We start from the raw sequence: 19,113 nt of genomic DNA, 5'->3' as shown, positions 1-19,113 counted from the left end.
GCTATAGGCGCGATGTGACGCCGCCCCCCGCCCTCGCAACGCTTTCGCCGCTCTTCGCCGACTGGTTCGCCTCGCGCGGCTGGTCGCCTCGCAGGCACCAGCTGGAGATGATCGCGGCGGCTGAGGCCGGGTCGCACGCCCTGCTGGTCGCGCCGACCGGCGGCGGCAAGACGCTGGCCGGTTTCCTGCCGTCTTTGGTCGAACTGGCGGAGCGCGGGCCGAGGCCGGAGTTCGGACCCGGCTCGGGGGTGCACACCCTCTACCTGTCGCCGCTCAAGGCGCTGACCACCGACGTCGAGCGCAACCTGATGACGCCGATCCGCGAGATCGGGCTGAACATCCATGTCGAGAGCCGGACCGGGGATACGAAACAGTCGAAGAAGGCGCGGCAGCGCGAGAACCCGCCCGACATCCTGCTGACCACGCCCGAGCAGCTGGCCCTGTTCTGCGCCTGGGATGGCGCGCGGGCCTATTTCGCCGACCTGAAATGCGTCGTGCTGGACGAGGTGCACGCGATCTGGAGCGGCAAGCGGGGGGATCTGCTATCGCTGGGTCTGGGGCGGCTGCAGCAGTTCACGCCGGGGATGCGGCGCGTGGCGCTGTCGGCGACGGTGGACGATCCGGAGATGATCGCGGACTGGCTGAGGCCGGGCATTCCTCCTCCATCGGGGGAGGGGGACCGCGAAGCGTTAGAGGGGGCCGGCCCCCCTCACCATGCTTCGCATGGTCCCCTCCCCCCGGCGGGGGGAGAACAGGTCACCATCGTCCGCGGCGACCCCGGCGCCCCGCCGGTGGTCGATGTACTGGTCAGCGAGGGCAAGGTGCCTTGGGCGGGGCACACCGGGCAGCACGCGATCCCGGAAGTCTATGACGCCCTCCGCCGCTCAGGCATGACGCTGATCTTCGTCAATACCCGCTGGCAGGCAGAGTTCGTGTTCCAGTCCCTGTGGGCCATCAATGACGACGACCTGCCGATCGCCCTGCACCATGGCTCGCTGGCGGCGGAGCAGCGGCGCAAGGTCGAGGCGGCGATGGCGCGGGGCGAGCTGCGGGCCGTGGTCTGCACTTCGACGCTGGACCTCGGCATCGACTGGGGCGACGTCGATCTGGTGATCCAGCTGGCGGCGCCCAAGGGCGCCTCGCGGCTGGTGCAGCGGATCGGCCGGGCCAACCACCGGCTGGACGAGCCGTCCCGCGCCCTGATGGTGCCCGCCAGCCGGTTCGAGATGCTGGAGTGCCAGGCGGCGCGCGAGGCCGTGGCCGAGAACGCGTTCGACTGGGAGCCGGTGCATACGGGGACGCTCGATACGCTGGCCCAGCACGTCATGGGATGTGCCTGTTCCGAGCCCTTCACACTGGATGATCTGTATACGGAGGTCACCGGCTGCGGCCCCTATCGCGGCCTGACCTACGAGCAGTTCGAGGAGGTGGTCGATCTGGTCGCCACGGGCGGCTATGCGCTTCGCACCTATGAGCGGTTCGCGCGGATCGTCCGGACGCAGGACGGCAAATGGAAGGTCCGCAACGCCCAGACGGCCCAGCGGCACCGGATGAATGTCGGGACCATTGTGGCGGCGGCGACCCTCAATGTGCGCATCGCCTCCCGCCGCGGAGGCGCATCGAAACAGCTGACCGGCGGGCGCAAGGTCGGTGAGGCCGAGGAGACCTATTTCGAACAGATGTCCCCCGGCGACACCTTCGTCTTCGCCGGACAGGTCTGGGCCTTTCAGGGCATCAACGGCATGGACGCGCTCGTCACCCATGCGCAGGACAAGGACCCGAAGATCCCGTCGTGGGGCGGGTCGAAATTCCCCATGTCGACTTCACTGGCCAGTCGGGTGCGGGCCATGATCCAGGACCGCGACCACTGGCGCGTCCTGCCGCCCGACGTGCAGGAATGGCTGGAGCTGCAGGAGACCCGTTCGGTCATCCCGGACGCCGGGACCCTGCTGGTCGAGACCTTCCCGCGTGGCAGCCGCCATTTCCTGGTCGCCTACCCGTTCGAGGGCGGGCTGGCGCACGGGACCCTGTGCATGCTGCTGACGCGGCGGCTGGACCGGCTGGGCGTCGGTCCGCTGGGCTTCGTCGTTACTGACTATTCGCTGGCCATCTGGTCGATCAAGCCGATGGACGGGCTCGACCTTGACGCCCTGTTCGAGCCCGACATGCTGGGCGACGATCTGGAGAGCTGGCTGGAGGAGAGCTTTATGATGAAGCGCAGCTTCCGCAACTGCGCCCTGATCTCGGGCCTGATCGAGAAGCGCCAGCCCGGCAATGAGAGGACTGGCCGGCAAGTGACCTTTTCGACCGACCTGATCTACGACGTGCTGCGCCGGCATCAACCCGATCACCTGTTGCTGAAGACCGCCCGCGCCGACGCGGCCGCGGGCCTGCTGGACGTGGCGCGGCTGGGGCAGCTTCTCGGGCGGATACGGGGTCAGATCAAACATGTGCCGCTGGAGCGGCCGTCGCCCTTCTGCGTGCCGGTTCTGGTTCAGATCGGTCGCGAGCGGGTCGGCGGCGGACAGGCGGCGGAGATGATCCTGGACGCTTCGGCCTATGGCTTCGACGAGGAGACACTGGTCGCCGAAGTGATGGGCGAGGCGCCGCTGGCCGTGGCAGAGGCCGCGTCATGAGGGCGACTCACGTGTTCCTTCCCCCCTCGCGGGGGAAGGTGGCTCGCGGAGCGAGACGGATGGGGGGGCTGCGGGCCTCACGCTCACCGTCCGACAGCCTGCGTGCTGAACCAGCCCCCCCATCCGAGCGGCTCCGCCGCCCACCTTCCCCCGCGAGGGGGGAAGGACGATGAATGCCGCTCTCCGTCAGGCCCTGTCCCTCGCGCGCTGCCCCAGCGGCGGCCTGCGCGTCGTCATCGAAGGCGAGCCCTGCGTGCTGCGCTGTTCGGGCGCCCTGTGGGTGGTGAACCACCACACCCTGATCGCGGCCGACCTGCATCTGGAGAAGGGTTCGGCCTTCGCCGCGCGCGGCCAGATGCTCCCGCCCTACGACAGCCGCGCGACCCTGGACCGGCTCGAGGCCGAGATCGAGGCGCTGCGGCCGGCGGCGGTCGTGCTGCTGGGCGACAGCTTCCACGATACGAAATCGATCGGCCGGATGGCGGCGGACGACCGGGCGCGGCTGGACCGGCTGGCGGCGGGCCGCGACTGGGTCTGGCTGGAAGGCAACCACGACATCGCCGCCCTCGCCGGGGCGATGGACGACCTGGTCGGCGAGGTGGTGGAGACGATGGCGCTGGGCTCCCTGCGCCTGATCCACGAGCCGCAGCCGGGCGTGCAGCCGGGCGAGATCGCCGGCCACCTCCACCCGGCGGCGCGGGTTGCAGCGCACGGGCGAGGCGTGCGGCGGCCTTGTTTCGTGACGGACGGGCGGAGGGCTGTGCTGCCGGCTTTCGGGGCCTTCACGGGCGGGCTGGACGTGCGCGATCCGGCCATCGCGGGGCTGTTCGGGGAACCGCCGATGGCCGCGGCGCTGGGGCGGGATCGGGTGCACGCGCTGGCGTGGGAGAGTTTGGCGTAGCAGTATGCGAAAGCGCGCTGGACCGGAGACCCGCAATGCAAAGAAGCGTAGTGCTCACGATCCTGATGCTGGGAGGTTGCGCGGGCAGCAACCCGCCCATCGAGGCTGGCAATCCGCCCAGCGAGACCAGCGGCTTTTTTCAGCCTGCATTGTTCCAGCAGACAGTCGATTGTGATTTCAGCGGGCGGAAAGTCTCCAATCACATTCTCGATGAGTTCGAGGACTCCTGGTATTCGAAGCATCTTCGGGCTGCAGGGGAACGACCTCTTTCGTTCGCGCCGGGAAGCCGGGAAACCCTACGCTTCACATGGCTGCGCAGCTTTCACTCACCGGTGATCGTGCGGGTGGAATGGGCGCCGACCGGCGCGGCCACGCTTACAGCCACGATGTTGTCCGGGGCGGGAGGTTACGAACCGGGTGAAGTCTCCAACACGGTCAGCCGAACTCTGACGCAGGTCGAGACCGAACGTCTGCTCGTTCTCCGTCAGGCCATCCTCCGGGAGCCTCCGGTCGATTGTGCGATAATGCTCGATGGAGCGCGCTGGATCGTGGAAGCGGCGGGGGCCGACGGCTATCATTACGTCAATGCGCAAAGTCCGCAAACGGGCACCGTGCACGACCTCGGCATGGCGCTGCTCGGCTTCACCGGCTGGGCTGTGGAACCGATCTACTGACGCACGGCCGGTGAAAGCAATACCGTGCTCGCCCCTTCGACCCGCTCTTCCAGTTGGCTCATGAACGCCTCCCGCTTCAGTCCCGCCGGTATCGCCGGCAGGAACTCATAGACCACCGTCCCCGGATATCGCCGGAACCCATGCGCCGGCCAGTGCACCCCCGAGTTCGTCGCCATCGGGGTGCAGGGGCAGTCGAGGTCTCGGTACAGGGCGGCGATGCCGGGCTTGTAGTCGGCAGGGGCGCCGACGGGGGCGCGGGTGCCCTCGGGGAAGATCAGCATCTGGCGGCCCTCGGCGAAACGCAGGCGCGCCTGTTTGACCATGTCCCTCAGCGCCTTTGAATGCGCCGACCGGTCGACGACGATCATCTTCGTTTTGACCGCGAACCAGCCGAAGAAGGGCAGGGGGGCCAGCTCCTTCTTCATGATGAAACAGTTGTCGGGCAGGACGGCGAAGGGGGCGATGACGTCCAGCATCGACTGATGTTTGCCGGCGATCAGACAGGCCCCCACGGGCATATGCTCCAAGCCCCGGAACTCGACCCTGACCCCGGCGATCCAGCGCAGGCCGAACAGGGTGAATTTCGACCAGTTGCGGATCACCCACATGGCCGGGCGGTAGGGCATCAGCAGGGCCGGCGACAGGCCGACCGAGAACAACACCAGCGACAGATAGAGCCAGGCCACGAAGGCCAGCGACCGCAGCCAGGTCACCTCAGGCGGCCTTTTCAGTCGCGGCGTCGGCGGGAGCTTCGGTGGCGGCGGGCCGTCCGCCGCCGACCGTGGCGCGAGCCAGGGCGGCGAGGTATTTCATATATTCCAGCGTCATCCGCCGCGCGGTGACCGCGGCCTTCCACCAGCGGGAATTGTCCAGCGACGGCGTCTCGACGGCATAGGGGGTCAGCTCGACGCCGGGCGCCGCGGCGCGGATCTCGGTCAGGGCGCGCGGCATGTGGTAGTCCGACGTCACCACGATCAGGCTGTCATAGCCCTTGGCCTCGGCCCAGTCGGCGATCTCCTGGGCGTTGCCAGTGGTGTCCTCCGCCTCAAAGCCCAGATCGACGCAGCAGTTGAACAGGCGGTTGGAGCCGGGGGTCAGGGCGCGCAGCTCCTGACGGCGGACCTCCCGATTGACGCCGGAAATCAGGACGCGCTGGCCCTTGTCCTGCTCAAGCAGGCGGATGGCGGCGTTGACCCGCTCGGCCGAAGGGCCGGTCAGGGCCACGATGGCGTCGGCGCGCGCCGGCTCGGGCGCGGGCGTGAAACCGCGCACGCGATCGGCGAAGGCGAACAGGCCGATCGTCCAGATCAGCACCAGAATGGCGATGAAGGTCAGAAACTTCATGCCGTTAACCTAGTGATCCCGCTTCAGCCGCGCCAGCGCGGCGATTCTTGCCGCAACAAGCGCCACCGTACCCGCGAGGAGCGGACATGGCGAGAGGATCAGCAGGTCGCTCCACGCCAGCGGCAGGGCGGGCGTCACGCCCTCGGCCCCGCCGAGGAACCGCAGGGCCGCGACCATCGCCATGGCGACCAGAGCCCCGACGGCTCCAGCCCCGGCGGCCAGCAGGCCGTAGCGGGCCTGATACAGGCCGGCGATGGCCTCGTCGGAGGCGCCGTTCAGGCTGAGCGTGCTGATCACGCCTGACTGCGCCGCCATCCCCGCCCGGGTGGCGTAGACGACGGCGGCCCCCGCCGCCCCGGCGGTCAGCAGGAAGGCGGCGGCGGCCAGAAGGGTGATCAGAGCCGCGGCCCGCTCGACCTCGCCCCGCCACAGGCTGTGGTCGTCGACCGTGGCGTCCAGCCCGGCCTCGGCCAGGGCCCGGCCCAGGGTCACGGCGCTGGCCGGGGCGGTCCGGTCCAGCCGCACAGTGACCAGATGCGGGATGGGCAGGTCGGGCAGAACGGCGTCGCCGACCCAGGGCCGCAGCAGGGCCTCGGCGGTCTCGCGGTCCATGGCCTCGGCCTCCGCCACGCCCTCCACCCCGGCCAGGGTCTGGGCGGCGCGGGCGGCGGCCTCGGCCCCGGTCTCGCCGACGCGTGGCCGCACCTGCACGGTGGCTTCGGCCCGCAACTGGCGCGCCCAGCCGTGGGCGGCCCGGTCGGCTGAGACGGCGCCGACCGCCGACAGGCAGGCCAGGAAGCAGAGAACGGCGATCAGGCCGGCCAGCCAGGCCTCGCCGCCGGCATCACGCGGCAGCAGGGACGGGCGGGTGTTGAACAGGCGGCCGATCATGCCGCGCCTCCGGTCAGCCGTCCGTCTTCGAGCCGCAGGACTGTGGCGCCCGACCGTACGGCCAACGCCTCGTCGTGGCTGGCGATCAGCACGGTGGTCCCGAGCCGGTTCAGCGATTGGAACAGTTTCAGCAGCCGCTCGCCCATGGCGGCGTCCACGCTGCCGGTCGGTTCATCGGCGAGGATCAGTTCGGGCTTGGTGACCACGGCCCGGGCGATCGCTAGCCGCTGCTTCTCGCCGCCCGAGAACGAAGGCGGCCGGTCGTCCATCCGGTCGCCGAGACCGACCCAGTCCAGCATCTCCCTGACGTCGCCCGCATAGTCTGCCTGTCTGCGGCCCGTCAGCCGCAGGGGCAGGGCGACATTGTCGAAGGCGGACAGGTGATCGAGCAGGCGGAAATCCTGGAACACCACCCCTATCCGGCGGCGGAAGGCGGGCAGGGCGCGGCGCGGCGCCGTGGTGGCGTCCTCGCCGAACAGATGCAGGGTTCCGGTCAGCGGATGCTCGGCCAGTGTTAGCAATTTCAGCAGGGTCGACTTCCCAGCTCCGGACGCCCCGGTAAGGAAGTGGAAAGAGCCGGCTGGCAAGGTGAGATTAACGTCCCGCAGCGCGCGGTGCGCCGCCGCATAGCCGAAACCCACGCCAGACAGGCGCACGGTGTCGGTCGCGACGTCGGATTCATAAGCGCGGCGGGGCTGGACGGGCATGAATTTCGGGTCAGGACGCGGCGGGACCGCGACGGGAGGGGGCGAAGAGCCTCGCAGTCAGCACACATGATACTGACCTGCCAGTCCTGCGCCACCAGCTATTTCACCCCTGATGAGGCGATCGGGGCGGGCCGGACTGTCCGCTGCAAGTCGTGCCAGCACACCTGGCGGGCGACGCTGGAAGAGCCGCTTGAGCTGTCGCAGTCCTCGACGCCCACCGAGGCCGTCAGTTTCGGCCACCGCGATGAGCCTGAACCCGAATCACTGGCCGAGACGCCCGCGCCCGAACTGCCCAAGGCCTTCCGCGCCCGCGCCGAACAGCAGCGCCGCCTGCGTCGCGCCGCGACCCATGGCGTGGTCTGGGCCGGCATCGCCTCGGGCTTCGCCGCCCTGCTGGCCTCCGCCTGGCTGTTCCGGGTCGAGGTGGTGGAACTGGCTCCGCGCGCCGCCGCCGCCTACGCCGCTATCGGCCTGACGGTGAACCCGACCGGGCTGGATTTCGAGGCGGTCAGCGCCAAACCGCTGCCCAATGATCCCGGCAAGGTGCTGGTCTCGGGCGCGCTGAGGAATGTTCGCGATAATGAGCGGATCGCCCCGCCCGTGCGGGTCGCCCTGCTGGACGCCCACGGCGCCGAGATCGGCCACGCCGTCATTCGCATTGACGCCGCCCCGGTTCTGCCGGGCAAGGTCCAGGGCTTCGCCGCCGTGATTCCCGATCCGGGCGCCCGCGGTCAGGGCGTCGGCGTCGCCTTCGTGCTGGAGGCCGCCCGTCCCCCCGCCGCTGCGCTGCCCGCCCCGACGGCCCATGCCGACACGCGCCGTCGGCCGGCTTCCGCTGATCATGCGCCGCCCGCCCCGCCTGGGCCCACGATGGATGCGGGCGACTTGCGCCCCGCGCTATCGCCTGGCTCCGCGGCTCCGCTGGACATGCAGCCGATCGACGCCGTTCCGGTGGTGGACACACATGCGGTAGAGACGGTATCCGCCTCGCATGGCTGACACCTCTTCCCGGGACTCTGGCAAGCCCACCGTCCTGCTCCCCGAATCCGAGGTCCAGCGCATCGTCGCTGACCTCGCCGCGCAGATCGCCCCGGTCATCGACGACGAGACGGTCGCGGCGGTGCTGTTGACCGGCGGCCTGTGGTTCGCCGCCGACCTGACCCGCGCCCTCTCCCGCCTCGGCCGCAACGTCCGCTTCGACGCCCTGTGGCTGGCCTCGTACGGCGACGAGAAGGAAAGCCGGGGCCGGATCGACATCTATGCGAATTTTCAGCGGTCGATCGAAGGTCGCCGGGTGCTGATCGTGGACGACGTTTTCGACACCGGCCTGTCGCTGGCCGAGGCGGTCCGGATCGCCCGGGAGAAAGGCGCGTCGGAAGTCCTCACCGTGGTCTTCGCCAAAAAGCCCTGGCCCCTGCCCCGCGCGCCGGAGCCCGACTTCGTCGGCTGGGAGGCCCCGAACCGGTTTCTCGTCGGCTATGGGCTGGACCACGCGGGCGCGCTGCGGGGCCTGCCGGACATTTGCGCGATGGACTAGGAACATGGATGAAGCGGTTCGACGCTGGCGTCAGACGGGTCGCCTCCATTTCTGGCGGGAAACCCTGAAAACACAGGGAGAGGGTTGGCATCTGGCCGCCGAGGCTGATGGCATCCGTGATCTGAGAGCCATCATGGCGTTATGCCGGACGGCACAACATCCGGCGCGTTTCGCGCTGGGCCTGAGCGCATCCAAGCCGAACGACGGACCTACCGAACTTGTCCTGTCCCACAATCGTGCCTGGGCTCCCGACTATTGGGTGCTGTCGGTGCGACAGCAGGGCGCGGTGCTCGAGTTCGGGGCCGACAGGCTGGTTGAACTTGAGGCGGCTCTCGGCGATATGGAGGGCGGCCACGGGGACTACACAATCGGTGGTGACGACGAGTCCCAGCGCATCTGGATCTGGTGGCCGCCGCGCTAAAGCCAGTTTGCCGTCGGCTCCCGCCCCAACATTTCTTCGTAAGTCGGTCGCCTGCGCACCACGGCCCAGCGGCCGCCGTCGACCAGCACTTCCGGCACCAGAGGCCGCGAATTGTACTCGCTGGCCAGAACTGCGCCATAGGCCCCCGCCCCCATAAAGGCGACCAGATCGCCGGCCTGCATCGGCGGCAGCAGACGGTCGCGGGCGAAGACGTCGGTGGATTCGCAGATCGGGCCGACGAGATCGTACAGGCGGGGCTCGCCCTCGCGTGGCCGAACCGGGACCAGATCGTGGAAGGCGTCGTAGAGGGCGGGGCGCATCAGGTCGTTCATGCCCGCGTCCAGCACCAGGAAGCGGCGGCCCCCCACCCCTGAAGAACCGCCGCGCTCATTGACCTGGATGACCCGGCTCAGCAGCACCCCGGCGTTGGCGGCCAGCAGACGGCCGGGCTCGAACGCCGCCTCGACCTCCAGCCCGTCCAGCACGCGGGCCGCCATGGCGACATAGGCCTCAATCGACGGCAGGTCCGACTGGCCGTGATAGGGCACGCCCAGGCCGCCGCCGAGGTCCAGCCGCGTGACCGTGAGCCCGGCGCCGCGCAGTTCCAGCGTCATCGTCCGCAAGGCGCGGAAGGCCGCCTCCAGCGGCTCCAGCGTGGTGATCTGGCTGCCGATGTGACAGGCCAGCCCGACCGGCGTGACATGCGGCGACAGGCTGGCGCGGGCGTACAGCGCGTGGGCCTCGTCGGCCGGAACGCCGAATTTGTCGGTCGCCCCGCCGGTGGTGATCCGGGCGTGGCCCCCGGCGCCGACCGCCGGATTGACCCGGATAGCTATTTCAGGGGTCGCTATCGCTCGCGACGCGGTCGCTCGCTGCTTGAGCGACGACGAGACTTCGATCAGCCGGTCCAGTTCCACGGCGCTCTCAACATTGATCTGGCGCACCCCGACGTCGATGGCGAAGGCCAGTTCGGCGTCGGTCTTGCCCACGCCCGAGAAGACGATGCGGTCGGCGGGAACCCCGGCCTTCAGCGCCCGCCGGATCTCGCCCTCGGAGACCGTATCGGCGCCGCAACCGAGCCGGGCCAGGGTCGCCAGCACCGACAGGTTGGAATTGGCCTTCACCGCAAAGGCGATCAGCGCCTTACCGAGGGCCGCCGGATGGGCCGCGACGGCGTCGGCCAGCAGGCCGTAGTGCCGCGTCAGGGTGGCGGTGGAATAGACATAGGCGGGGGTGCTGACCGCTCCGGCGAGCACCTCCAGCGGCACGCCCTCGGCCTGAAGCGCGCCGTTGATCCGGTCGAAATGGTGCAAGGGAAGCCTAGCCGGGGTTGGAGCCCGAACCGCTGTAGGGGTTCGAGCTGGGGCCGCCGTCGATCGGAACCTGGCTGGGCGGACGGTTGACGGTGGCGGGCTCGGGCAGGCTGCGAGCTCGCTCGTCGCGCATGCCGCGCTCGGTCTCCCTGGCCGGCGGAGCGTCGAGGTCGGCCATGCGACCGCATGCGGCGGCGGAGACGGCGATCAGGGCGGCGACGCCCGCAAGAACGATCTTCTTCATCCCAATCCTTTTACGCGAGACGCGTCTTCCACTCGGCGATGCGCGCGCGGACCTGTTCCGGCGCCGTGCCCCCGAAGCTCTGGCGGCTGGCGCAGGAAGCCTCAGGGGTGAGCACCTTGTAAACCGCTTCCGTCATGCCCGCCTCAAGCGATTGCAGTTCCGCCAGCGGCAGTTGCGATAAATCCACGCCCAGCGCCTCGGCCCGCTTCACCGCCGCGCCTGTGACATGGTGCGCCTTGCGGAACGGCAGGTTCAGCTCGCGCACCAGCCAGTCGGCCAGGTCGGTGGCGGTCGAAAAGCCCGAACCGGCGGCCTCGCGCATCCGCCGGGTGTTGGGTTGCAGGGCCGAAATCATGGCCGTCATGGCCCCCAGCGCCAGGGTCAGGGCGTCGAAGGCCTCGAACACCGGCGGCTTGTCCTCCTGCATGTCCTTGGAATAGGCCAGCGGCAGCCCCTTCATCACCGTCGACAGGGCGACCAGCGATCCCATGATCCGACCGGTCTTGGCCCGTACCAGTTCGGCGGCGTCGGGATTGCGCTTCTGCGGCATGATCGACGAGCCGGTGGTCAGATCGTCGGTCAGGGCTGCGAAGCCGAACTGCGGCGTCATCCAGATCACGATCTCCTCCGCCAGCCGCGACAGGTGGCCGGCGCAGATCGAGGCCGCGGCCAGGCTTTCGAGGGCGAAGTCGCGGTCCGACACGGCGTCCAGCGAATTGCCCATCGGCCGGTCGAAGCCCAGTTCGGCCGCGGTCATATGCCGGTCGATGGGGAAGGGCGAGCCGGCCAGTGCGGCGGCGCCCAGCGGGCTCTCGTTCATCCGGGTGCGGGCGTCAGCGAAGCGGGCGGCGTCGCGGCCGAACATCTCGACATAGGCCATCAGGTGGTGGCCGAAGGTCACCGGCTGGGCCGGCTGCAGATGGGTGAAGCCGGGCATCAGATCACTGGCGTGCTGTTCGGCGCGGAACAACAGGGCGGATTGCAGGCCCTTTAGCTGTTCGATCGCCCCGTCGCAGGCGTCGCGCACCCACAGGCGAAAATCGACGGCCACCTGGTCATTGCGGCTGCGCGCCGTGTGCAGCCGGCCAGACGGCTCGCCGATCAGCTCGGCCAGCCGCGCCTCGACGTTCATGTGGATGTCTTCGAACTGGTCGCGGAACTGGAAGGTCCCGTCGCGGATCTCGGCCTCGATGGCCTGAAGCCCGCCCAGAATGGCCTCGGCGTCGGCCTGGGTGATGATCTTCTGCGCCGCCAGCATGCGACAATGGGCCCGTGAGCCCGCCAGATCCTGGGTCCACAGCCGCCGGTCCACGCCGATGGAGACGTTGATCGCCTGCATGATGTCGGCGGGTCGCGCCGAGAAACGCCCACCCCACATGTCTTGACCTTCCGCGTTCGGAGAAGGCTTAACTGTATCAACGGGGGCGGAAGGCTTGGTCATGAAGGGCTCGAAGGCGGCGGGAATAGCGATCGCGGGCGCGCTGGCGGTCGGCATGATCGTGGGCGCCGGGCTGCTATACGCCAATCGTGACGCCTTCTTCAAAGCCGCAACGCCAGAACCGGCGGCCAAAAGCGCGCTGGCGCGCTTCGCCACCGGCTCCCTGACCCGGCTGGAGACGCCCGCGGTCATCCCTGTAGCCCCCGCCTATGTGTTCAAGACCCGCGACGGGGCCGACGCCACCTTCGCCCAATTCCGCGGCAAGGTGGTGGTGGTGAACCTGTGGGCCATGTGGTGCGCGCCGTGCCGCACCGAGATGCCGACGCTCGCCCGTCTGGATGAGGCCTATCCGGACAGCGATCTGATGGTCCTGCCGATCAATGTCGACGCCACCGAGGACGGTCTGGCCGATGCGCGCAGCTTCATTGACGTGCATGAACCCCTGCCGCTCTACAGCGACATGAAGTTCCAGCTGCCGTTCGAACTGCCGGGCGAGGGCAAGATGCCCCAGACCGTGATCCTCGACCGGCAGGGCCGCATCCGCGCGTCCTTCTCCGGCGAGGCCGACTGGGCCAGCCCCGAGGCGCGGGCGCTGATCGACGCGTTGCTGGCGGAGCCGGCGTAGCGCCGCACGTCAGGTATCGTCCGCGTCAAGCTCGAGGATGACAGCCGGAGCCGGTCGTCAGTTGCCTTTGGTGTCAGTCTTGGTCTCAGCTTTTTGCTTGTCCGCCTCGCGGGCCAGATTGTCGGTGGCCTCGTCGACTTCCTGGGCGACTTCGCTCGCCCCGGCGGCGATGGCCGAGCCGACCTGGGCGGCTTCTTCCTGTAGCGAGTCACCGGTCGCTTCGGCCACCTCGCCGGTATCGTCGGCGGGCTTGTCCGTTTCGGCCGGCGTGCAGGCGGCGGCGCCCAGCGCCATGGCGGCGACGGCGGCGAGCGTCATGGTCTGGATGCGCATGGATATCCCCTTCGGCGTTGAACCTTTGCGGTAACGCGGGGAGGCGGGAGGGGTTGCGGTGATGGTGGCTGGAGGCGGACTTGAACCGCCGACCTATGGGTTATGAATCCATTGCTCTAACCAGCTGAGCTACCCAGCCCCAATCGACGATCATGCCGCTCGAGTCCCGGCGGGAACTGGTCTGTCCGCCGGAAGAGCGGTGCCTATATAGGCCAGTGATGGCGGATTCAAGCCGCCTTCACGCCGCCGCGGGGCCGGGGCGATGCGTCGCAGACGGGTGACGCCGCCGCGGCGGAACGGCTAGGCTGGGACGACCGTTCGTCGCTCGTCCGATTCAAGGGGTTTCCCATGCGCCTGCTCGTCCTCGCCGTCTCCGTAGCCGCCGTGGCCCTGGCCGCCGCCTGTGGGGCCAACGGACAGGACGCCGCCCGGCCCGGCGATCCGCTCGAGAACCGCGCCGCCAACGGCGCGAACCAGCAGCCCGCCTTCGCCGGCCAGACCCGGGCGCCGGGCGTACGCACCGTGACGGCGATGGCGCACACGGTGGTGGCGTCGGGGCTGGAAGAGCCGTGGGGCCTGGCCCTGCTGCCCGACGGGCGCTGGCTGGTGACCGAACGGCCCGGCCGCCTGCGCATCATCACCCCACAGGGCGCGGTCGGCGAGCCGATCGCCGGTCTTCCCGCCGTCGATCCCCGGGGGCAGGGCGGCCTGCTGGACGTGGTGATCGGTCCCGGCTTCGGTCAGGACCGGATGATCTACTGGAGCTATGCCGAGCCGCGTGACGGCGGCAACGGCACGGCCGTGGCGCGCGGCCGGCTGTCGGACGACGGGGTCCGGGTCGAGAGCGTGCAGGTGATCTTCCACGCCATGCCGACCTATGACGGGGTGCTGCACTATGGCTCCTCGCTGGCGTTTGCGCGGGACGGCAAGCTGTTCATCACCCTGGGCGAGCGCTCCGACGCGCCGATGCGGCCCCAGGCCCAGGACCTGGGCTCGCACATGGGCAAGACCATCCGGATCAATGCCGACGGTTCGGTCCCCGCCGACAATCCCTTCGTCGGCCGCGCGGGCGCGCTGCCTGAGATATGGTCGTCGGGTCACCGCAACGTTCAGGGCGTGGCCATCGCCCCCGACGGTGCCGTCTGGACCATGGAGCACGGCACTCGCGGCGGTGATGAGCTGAACCGCCCCGAGGCTGGCAAGAACTACGGCTGGCCGGTCATCGCCTATGGGGTCGAATACAGCGGCGGTCCCATCAACGAGGGCGTCACGGCGCGCGATGGGATGGAACAGCCGGTCTACTACTGGGACCCCGTCATCGCGCCGGGCGGCATGGCCTTCTACGACGGGGCCATGTTCCCCGGCTGGCGCGGCAATCTGCTCGTCGCCGGCCTGAAAGAAAAACACATCGCCCGGCTGGTGCTGGAGGGGAACCGCGTGGTCGGCGAGGAGCGGTTGATGACCGACCTCGGCGAACGGGTCCGCGACGTGGCGGTGGCGGCCGATGGCGCGGTGTGGGCCATCACCGATGAGCCCGACGGCAAGCTGGTGCGGCTGGCGGCGGTGAACTGACGGCTATTCGGGCGGCGGGCCGAACCGGTTGGATCCGGGATGGCCCCGAAGCAGACCAATCTCAACGAAGCCCCAGAAGCTGAGGATGAGCGAAATCAGCGATGCGGCGAGCGCAGTCGGCGCCGCCCAGCCCTGTTCGACGAAGGCGGTCCCTTCGGACAACCAGATCGAAAACGCGCTCAGGCTCAACGGAGCCAGCGCGAAGACGATCAACCAGCCGACGCTACGACCCCGGTCGTGGAGGCGCCGAGCGGCTACGCCGACGCTCGCAATCAAGGCGATCGCCATGGGTGCGAAGGCAAGGGCTGACAGCCACCGGGGTCCGCCCGCCATCGCGACGGCGACGGGTGCGTAGCCGAGGCCGGCCCCAATGACGACGAGCGCCAGTTGCCACCGCCAGTAGCCGAGCCGTGTCAGCCGACCCCGAAAGGTCAGCACGTCCCCAATTGCTTGACTCATCGCCCGCTCCCTGTCGGCGTGCATCCAAGCACAACCGTCGGGAATTGTCAGTCCCGCAGCAGTTCGTTCACGCCCGTCTTCGCCCGCGTCTGCGCATCCACCCGCTTGACGATGACGGCGCAATACAGCCCCGGCCCGCCGTTCGGGTCGGGCAGGCTGCCCGGCACGACCACGCTGTACGCCGGCACCTCGCCGCGGAACACTTCGCCCGTCGCCCGGTCCACGATCTTCGTCGAGCCGGACAGATAGACGCCCATGGCCAGGACGGCGCCCTCGCGGACGATGACGCCCTCGGCCACCTCGGCGCGGGCGCCGATGAAACAGCCGTCCTCGATGATGGTCGGATTGGCCTGCAGGGGCTCCAGAACCCCGCCGATCCCGGCCCCACCAGACAGGTGGACGTTCTTGCCGATCTGGGCGCAGGACCCGACCGTGGCCCAGGCATCGACCATTGAGCCTTCATCAACATAGGCGCCGATGTTCACGAAACTGGGCATCAGCACGACGTTGCGGCCAATGAAGGCACCCCGCCGCACGATCGAGCCGGGCACGGAGCGGAAGCCCGCCTCCTGATAGTGGGCCGCCGTCCAGCCGCCGAACTTGTTGGGCACCTTGTCCCACCACGGACCGACGCCGGGGTCATGGCTGGTGGTGGGGCTGGCCGTGCCCCGGTCGCCGGCGCGCAGGATCTCATTGTCGTTGAGCCGGAAGGACAGCAGCACCGCCTTCTTCAGCCACTGATGCGTGGTCCAGACCCCGTCGGCGGCGCGCGAGGCGACCCGCGCCTGTCCCGAATCCAGCGACTCCAGCGCCTGTTCGACGGCCTTGCGGACCTCGCCGTGGGTGTGAGCCGTGACGTTGGCCCGGTCGTCCCAGGCGGCCTCGATGACGGCTTCCAGATGGGTCGGGTCAGTCATCGGGCGTCTCCGGACAGGCGAGCGGTGGCGAGGAAGGGGCCGAGCGCGGCGGCCCGGTGATCGGCGTTAGGCGTCTCGGCGTCACAGGCGTGCGGCCCTACCAGAACCGTCGTCATGCCGATGGCCTTGGCGGGCGGCAGGTTGCGCACCGTGTCCTCGAAGAAGGCCGCTGAGGCGGGATCGACACCAAACCGTTCGGTCATGCGGGCGAAGGTGCGGGGGTCCGGCTTGGGGATCAGGTCGGCGTCTTCCAGCGAGAACAGGCCGTCGAACAGGTCGGCCAGCGCCAGCTTCTCCACCACCCGCCGGGCGTGGGCCATGGAGCCGTTGGTGAAGACGATGCGCGGGCCGTCCAGTCGTTCCAGCGCCGCGCGCAGGCCGGGATCGGGCGTCAGCAGGTCCAGCGGCACGTCATGCACCTCGGCCAGGAAGTCGTGCGGATCGATCCGGTAGTGGGCCATCAGCCCGGCCAGCGAGGTGCCGTAGTCGCGCAGATAGCCCTTCTGCACCGTCATCGCCTGGTCAGCGGGCATGCCCGAGGTGCGCACGACGTAGTCGTTGATGCGCTGCTGGATCAGCCCCATGAACTGCGACTCGGGCGGATACAGGGTATCGTCGAGGTCGAAGATCCAGCTGCGGACATGGCGCAGATCGGCGCCGTATTCGGTCGCCTGAACCGGCTCGGCCCTCATCCCGCCTTCACCAGCGTGCCGGCCCCGTGTTCGGTGAACAACTCCACCAGCATGGCGTGAGGACGCCGGCCGTCGAGGATGACCACGGCCTCGACCCCGTCGCGGACGGCGGCGATCGCGGTCTGCAGCTTGGGGATCATGCCGCCGGTGGCGATCCCGTCCTCGATCAGTTTCGCGGCCTGGCCGACGGTCATCTGGCGGATGATCTCGCCGTCCGCGCCCTTGACCCCCGGCACGTCGGTCAGCAGCAGCATGCGCTTGGCGTCCAGCGCCCCGGCTATGGCTCCGGCCACGGTGTCGGCGTTGACGTTGAAGGTCTGGCCCTCCTCGGTCACTCCGATGGGGGCGATGACCGGCACCCAGTCGGCGTCGGACTCCAGCAGCCGTTTGATCAGTTTCGGATCGACCCGGGTCGGCTCGCCGACAAAGCCCAGATCAACCTCATGCTCGATCATGCTGTCGGGGTCGCGTTTGGTCCGTTTGGTCTTTTCGACGGTCAGCAGGCCGGCGTCCTTGCCCGACAGGCCGACGCCACGGACATCAGCCTCACGGCCGGCCATGGTGATCCAGTGGGCGATCTCCTTGTTGACCGCGCCGGACAGGACCATTTCGGCCACCTGCATGGTGTCGGCGTCGGTGACCCGCAGGCCATCGACGAAGGCCGATTTCACCCCGGCCTTGTCCAGCATGGCGCTGATCTGCGGTCCGCCGCCGTGGACCACGACCGGATTCACGCCCATCAGCTTCAGCAACACCACATCGGCGGCGAACTGGCGGGCGACCGCGCTCTCGCCCATGGCGTGGCCGCCGTATTTGATGACCACCGTCTTGCGGTCATAGATCTGGATATAAGGCAGGGCCTCGGCGAGCGTCTTCGCCGTGTCCCAGCCCCGATCCCCGGATTGGCGTTCGGTCTCGTCCATGATGAGCAGGCTCCTAAAGCGAGGCCCGGCCCCTGTCACCTGAAACCAGCCGTCATGAAACCGGCGCGCGCCCGGGCCGTTGACGCCGGTATGAAAGAGCATGAGATCGATGATCGCGACCTGACCCGGTCCCGTCCGACGGATCCGGCCTCGCTGCAGGGTTCTGACCCGGTGCTGTGCCCCGAATGTCAGGGCGCCGGAGCGACGGCTACCGGGGAGACCTGTCCCGTCTGCGAAGGAACCGGGAAGGCGACGGGGCGAACCGGAGGTGGTTGAGGCGCAGAACGGCGGCGCCCGATGCCGTTCGAGCGCGCGCGGGACCGGCTATAACGTCCCTGATTTCGCGCTTTGCGGCGTATTCCTCTCCCTACGAGGGCCAAACGGAGGAGAAATTCCCGTCACAGGCCGTCGAGGCAGCTGTGCTGTAGCCCATCAGCCACGCTCGCCAGTGTTTGCACTACGCCGTCTCGACCTGGGCCATCCGGGCTGTTATGACACCTTAGCGGCGGCTACTACGCCGTCATAAATTCACTTGGGCTGCGGAGGGCATCTACCCATGCGCGTTAAATCTTTCATTCTGGCAACCAGCGCTGTCGGGGCTCTCGCCCTGTCGGCCGGCGTCGCCAACGCCGAGCCGAACGGCTGGTACGGGGCGCTCGACGCCGGTTGGCATTCGGCTGACGTCGAGACGAGCCGTATCATCGAGGAATTCGACATCGAGGACGACTGGGCGGGCTTCGCGCGTCTGGGTTATCGCTTCGACCAGAGCTGGCGGGTGGAACTCGAGGGCGGATACCGCCCCGGCGATTTGGGCGCGGTCTGGTACCCGGGTGGTGCTGCGACGGCGATCTGCAATGTGACGCCGGCCGTGGGTCCCTGCGAAAATCCGGATGGCGAGATCACCTCGACCGCGCTTATGGTCAATGTGATCTATGACTTTGGCAACGAAGGTGCCCCCGTCCGTCCGTTCATCGGCCTCGGCGCCGGGGTGAACCGGGTCAGCACCCAGTTCATCGGCAGGCTGGACGCCAACCGCGCGATTGCCATCGCCGCCGACGACAGCTCCAGCGAGCTGGCGGCGCAGGGCGTGGCCGGCCTGGCCTTCCGCCTCGGCGACCGCGGCCATCTGGACCTGACCTACCGCTACCTGGTCTCGAACATGGCGTTCGAGGCCGTCACGTCGGCCCGCTCGGGCCACGCGGGACCCTATGGGAGCCGTTACCAGGATCATTCGCTGAGCCTGGGCCTGCGCTATGCGTTCGGTGCGGACGAGCCGGTCTACATCCCGCCGCCCCCGCCTCCGCCGCCGCCGCCGCCGCCCCCGCCGCCTCCTCCCCCGCCGCCGCCGCCGCCTCCGCAGGTGCCGGCCGCGCGTGAGTTCGTGGTGTATTTCGACTGGGATCGTTCGGACCTGACGGCCGAAGCCTCGTCGGTGGTCAGCCAGGCTGCAAGTTACGCCAGGTCGGGTCGTCCGACGCGTATCCTG

21 protein-coding genes and 1 tRNA gene are annotated in these 19,113 nt (G+C 69.0%); 9 read left to right on the top strand and 13 right to left on the bottom strand.

Going from position 1 to position 19,113, the window contains the following annotated elements; all coding sequences use genetic code 11:
• Window positions 1–14 precede the first annotated feature (14 nt).
• From Q8K49_RS11075 to Q8K49_RS11065, 3 genes are all read left to right on the top strand, one after another.
• Entirely contained in the window at window positions 15–2,636 is a 2,622-nt protein-coding gene (locus Q8K49_RS11075; protein ID WP_305306090.1) for a ligase-associated DNA damage response DEXH box helicase, read from the top strand.
• Window positions 2,637–2,805: 169 nt separating this feature from the next.
• Complete coding sequence (gene pdeM, locus Q8K49_RS11070) at window positions 2,806–3,537, top strand: ligase-associated DNA damage response endonuclease PdeM (RefSeq protein WP_305306088.1); 732 nt, start codon at window positions 2,806–2,808, stop codon at window positions 3,535–3,537.
• A 50-nt stretch (window positions 3,538–3,587) separates the two neighbouring features.
• A complete protein-coding gene (locus Q8K49_RS11065; RefSeq protein WP_305306086.1) occupies window positions 3,588–4,211 on the top strand; it encodes a hypothetical protein in 624 nt (207 codons plus the stop codon).
• On the opposite strand, the gene Q8K49_RS11060 is transcribed toward Q8K49_RS11065, so the two are convergent.
• From Q8K49_RS11060 to Q8K49_RS11045, 4 genes are read right to left on the bottom strand one after another with little or no spacing between them, the layout of a single operon-like run.
• Window positions 4,205–4,924, bottom strand: a complete 720-nt coding sequence (locus Q8K49_RS11060) for a 1-acyl-sn-glycerol-3-phosphate acyltransferase (RefSeq protein WP_305306085.1) — start codon at window positions 4,922–4,924, stop codon at window positions 4,205–4,207. The genes Q8K49_RS11065 and Q8K49_RS11060 overlap by 7 nt on opposite strands.
• Before the next feature lies 1 nt (window position 4,925).
• The gene (locus Q8K49_RS11055; protein ID WP_305306083.1) at window positions 4,926–5,555 is read right to left on the bottom strand and encodes a YdcF family protein; all 630 of its coding nucleotides are present in this window, start codon (window positions 5,553–5,555) and stop codon (window positions 4,926–4,928) included.
• 9 nt (window positions 5,556–5,564) lie between these two features.
• Window positions 5,565–6,446 (bottom strand): ABC transporter permease, encoded by an 882-nt coding sequence (locus Q8K49_RS11050; RefSeq protein WP_305306082.1) that lies wholly within the window; start codon window positions 6,444–6,446, stop codon window positions 5,565–5,567.
• A complete protein-coding gene (locus Q8K49_RS11045) occupies window positions 6,443–7,153 on the bottom strand; it encodes a cell division ATP-binding protein FtsE (protein WP_305306080.1) in 711 nt (236 codons plus the stop codon). Before Q8K49_RS11045 ends, Q8K49_RS11050 begins: the two co-directional genes overlap by 4 nt.
• Before the next feature lie 66 nt (window positions 7,154–7,219).
• Between Q8K49_RS11045 and Q8K49_RS11040 the strand changes: the two genes are divergently transcribed.
• From Q8K49_RS11040 to Q8K49_RS11030, 3 genes are read left to right on the top strand one after another with little or no spacing between them, the layout of a single operon-like run.
• Window positions 7,220–8,152, top strand: a complete 933-nt coding sequence (locus tag Q8K49_RS11040) for an MJ0042-type zinc finger domain-containing protein (protein ID WP_305306078.1) — start codon at window positions 7,220–7,222, stop codon at window positions 8,150–8,152.
• Window positions 8,145–8,690, top strand: a complete 546-nt coding sequence (locus Q8K49_RS11035; RefSeq protein WP_305306077.1) for a phosphoribosyltransferase — start codon at window positions 8,145–8,147, stop codon at window positions 8,688–8,690. Before Q8K49_RS11040 ends, Q8K49_RS11035 begins: the two co-directional genes overlap by 8 nt.
• A 4-nt stretch (window positions 8,691–8,694) precedes the next feature.
• The gene (locus Q8K49_RS11030; RefSeq protein WP_305306075.1) at window positions 8,695–9,111 is read left to right on the top strand and encodes a hypothetical protein; all 417 of its coding nucleotides are present in this window, start codon (window positions 8,695–8,697) and stop codon (window positions 9,109–9,111) included.
• Here Q8K49_RS11030 and lysA read toward each other — a convergent pair.
• From lysA to argH, 3 genes are read right to left on the bottom strand one after another with little or no spacing between them, the layout of a single operon-like run.
• A complete protein-coding gene (gene lysA / locus Q8K49_RS11025) occupies window positions 9,108–10,424 on the bottom strand; it encodes a diaminopimelate decarboxylase (protein WP_305306074.1) in 1,317 nt (438 codons plus the stop codon). The two genes, Q8K49_RS11030 and lysA, sit on opposite strands and share 4 nt — an antisense overlap.
• Before the next feature lie 7 nt (window positions 10,425–10,431).
• Window positions 10,432–10,668 carry a hypothetical protein gene (locus Q8K49_RS11020; protein WP_305306073.1) on the bottom strand — a complete coding sequence of 79 codons (237 nt, stop codon included), beginning with the start codon at window positions 10,666–10,668 and terminating at the stop codon, window positions 10,432–10,434.
• Window positions 10,669–10,678: 10 nt separating this feature from the next.
• Entirely contained in the window at window positions 10,679–12,046 is a 1,368-nt protein-coding gene (argH, locus tag Q8K49_RS11015; RefSeq protein WP_305306071.1) for an argininosuccinate lyase, read from the bottom strand.
• A 61-nt stretch (window positions 12,047–12,107) separates the two neighbouring features.
• On the opposite strand from argH, the gene Q8K49_RS11010 reads away from it, so the two are divergent.
• Window positions 12,108–12,731: a TlpA disulfide reductase family protein gene (locus Q8K49_RS11010; RefSeq protein WP_305306070.1), complete on the top strand. Its 624-nt coding sequence runs from the start codon at window positions 12,108–12,110 to the stop codon at window positions 12,729–12,731.
• 57 nt (window positions 12,732–12,788) lie between these two features.
• Here the strand turns inward: Q8K49_RS11010 and Q8K49_RS11005 are convergent, their stop codons facing one another.
• Window positions 12,789–13,064: a hypothetical protein gene (locus Q8K49_RS11005; protein ID WP_305306068.1), complete on the bottom strand. Its 276-nt coding sequence runs from the start codon at window positions 13,062–13,064 to the stop codon at window positions 12,789–12,791.
• A 62-nt stretch (window positions 13,065–13,126) separates the two neighbouring features.
• Window positions 13,127–13,203, bottom strand: a tRNA-Met gene (locus Q8K49_RS11000).
• A 209-nt stretch (window positions 13,204–13,412) separates the two neighbouring features.
• Between Q8K49_RS11000 and Q8K49_RS10995 the strand changes: the two genes are divergently transcribed.
• On the top strand, window positions 13,413–14,636 hold the full coding sequence (locus tag Q8K49_RS10995) for a PQQ-dependent sugar dehydrogenase (protein WP_305306067.1): 1,224 nt from the start codon (window positions 13,413–13,415) through the stop codon (window positions 14,634–14,636).
• A gap of 3 nt (window positions 14,637–14,639) precedes the next feature.
• Here the strand turns inward: Q8K49_RS10995 and Q8K49_RS10990 are convergent, their stop codons facing one another.
• The 4 genes from Q8K49_RS10990 to argB form a co-directional block, all read right to left on the bottom strand.
• Window positions 14,640–15,074 (bottom strand): DUF805 domain-containing protein, encoded by a 435-nt coding sequence (locus tag Q8K49_RS10990; protein ID WP_305306065.1) that lies wholly within the window; start codon window positions 15,072–15,074, stop codon window positions 14,640–14,642.
• Window positions 15,075–15,142: 68 nt separating this feature from the next.
• Complete coding sequence (gene dapD, locus Q8K49_RS10985) at window positions 15,143–16,012, bottom strand: 2,3,4,5-tetrahydropyridine-2,6-dicarboxylate N-succinyltransferase (RefSeq protein WP_305306063.1); 870 nt, start codon at window positions 16,010–16,012, stop codon at window positions 15,143–15,145.
• Window positions 16,009–16,704, bottom strand: coding sequence for a pyrimidine 5'-nucleotidase (locus Q8K49_RS10980; RefSeq protein WP_305306061.1), 696 nt, complete (start codon window positions 16,702–16,704; stop codon window positions 16,009–16,011). Before Q8K49_RS10980 ends, dapD begins: the two co-directional genes overlap by 4 nt.
• Window positions 16,701–17,627, bottom strand: a complete 927-nt coding sequence (argB, locus tag Q8K49_RS10975; protein ID WP_305306060.1) for an acetylglutamate kinase — start codon at window positions 17,625–17,627, stop codon at window positions 16,701–16,703. The genes Q8K49_RS10980 and argB overlap by 4 nt, the downstream gene beginning before the upstream one ends.
• Before the next feature lie 556 nt (window positions 17,628–18,183).
• Between argB and Q8K49_RS10970 the strand changes: the two genes are divergently transcribed.
• Window positions 18,184–19,113 (top strand): outer membrane protein (locus tag Q8K49_RS10970; RefSeq protein WP_305306058.1); only part of this gene is annotated, 930 nt, incomplete at its 3' end.

This window comes from Brevundimonas sp. (genome assembly GCF_030682035.1).
Lineage (GTDB): Bacteria > Pseudomonadota > Alphaproteobacteria > Caulobacterales > Caulobacteraceae > Brevundimonas.
This window is presented reverse-complemented; position numbering and strand designations above follow the sequence as displayed.

Coding starts and splice junctions, on each gene's coding strand:
- pdeM (WP_305306088.1), top strand. CDS start 2,806: ATGAATGCCGCTCTCCGTCAGGCCCTGTCCCTCGCGCGCTGCCCCAGC.
- Q8K49_RS11055 (WP_305306083.1), bottom strand. CDS start 5,555: ATGAAGTTTCTGACCTTCATCGCCATTCTGGTGCTGATCTGGACGATC.
- Q8K49_RS11050 (WP_305306082.1), bottom strand. CDS start 6,446: ATGATCGGCCGCCTGTTCAACACCCGCCCGTCCCTGCTGCCGCGTGAT.
- Q8K49_RS11045 (WP_305306080.1), bottom strand. CDS start 7,153: ATGCCCGTCCAGCCCCGCCGCGCTTATGAATCCGACGTCGCGACCGAC.
- Q8K49_RS11040 (WP_305306078.1), top strand. CDS start 7,220: ATGATACTGACCTGCCAGTCCTGCGCCACCAGCTATTTCACCCCTGAT.
- Q8K49_RS11035 (WP_305306077.1), top strand. CDS start 8,145: ATGGCTGACACCTCTTCCCGGGACTCTGGCAAGCCCACCGTCCTGCTC.
- Q8K49_RS11030 (WP_305306075.1), top strand. CDS start 8,695: ATGGATGAAGCGGTTCGACGCTGGCGTCAGACGGGTCGCCTCCATTTC.
- Q8K49_RS11020 (WP_305306073.1), bottom strand. CDS start 10,668: ATGAAGAAGATCGTTCTTGCGGGCGTCGCCGCCCTGATCGCCGTCTCC.
- argH (WP_305306071.1), bottom strand. CDS start 12,046: ATGTGGGGTGGGCGTTTCTCGGCGCGACCCGCCGACATCATGCAGGCG.
- Q8K49_RS11010 (WP_305306070.1), top strand. CDS start 12,108: ATGAAGGGCTCGAAGGCGGCGGGAATAGCGATCGCGGGCGCGCTGGCG.
- Q8K49_RS11005 (WP_305306068.1), bottom strand. CDS start 13,064: ATGCGCATCCAGACCATGACGCTCGCCGCCGTCGCCGCCATGGCGCTG.
- Q8K49_RS10995 (WP_305306067.1), top strand. CDS start 13,413: ATGCGCCTGCTCGTCCTCGCCGTCTCCGTAGCCGCCGTGGCCCTGGCC.
- dapD (WP_305306063.1), bottom strand. CDS start 16,012: ATGACTGACCCGACCCATCTGGAAGCCGTCATCGAGGCCGCCTGGGAC.
- Q8K49_RS10980 (WP_305306061.1), bottom strand. CDS start 16,704: ATGAGGGCCGAGCCGGTTCAGGCGACCGAATACGGCGCCGATCTGCGC.
- argB (WP_305306060.1), bottom strand. CDS start 17,627: ATGGACGAGACCGAACGCCAATCCGGGGATCGGGGCTGGGACACGGCG.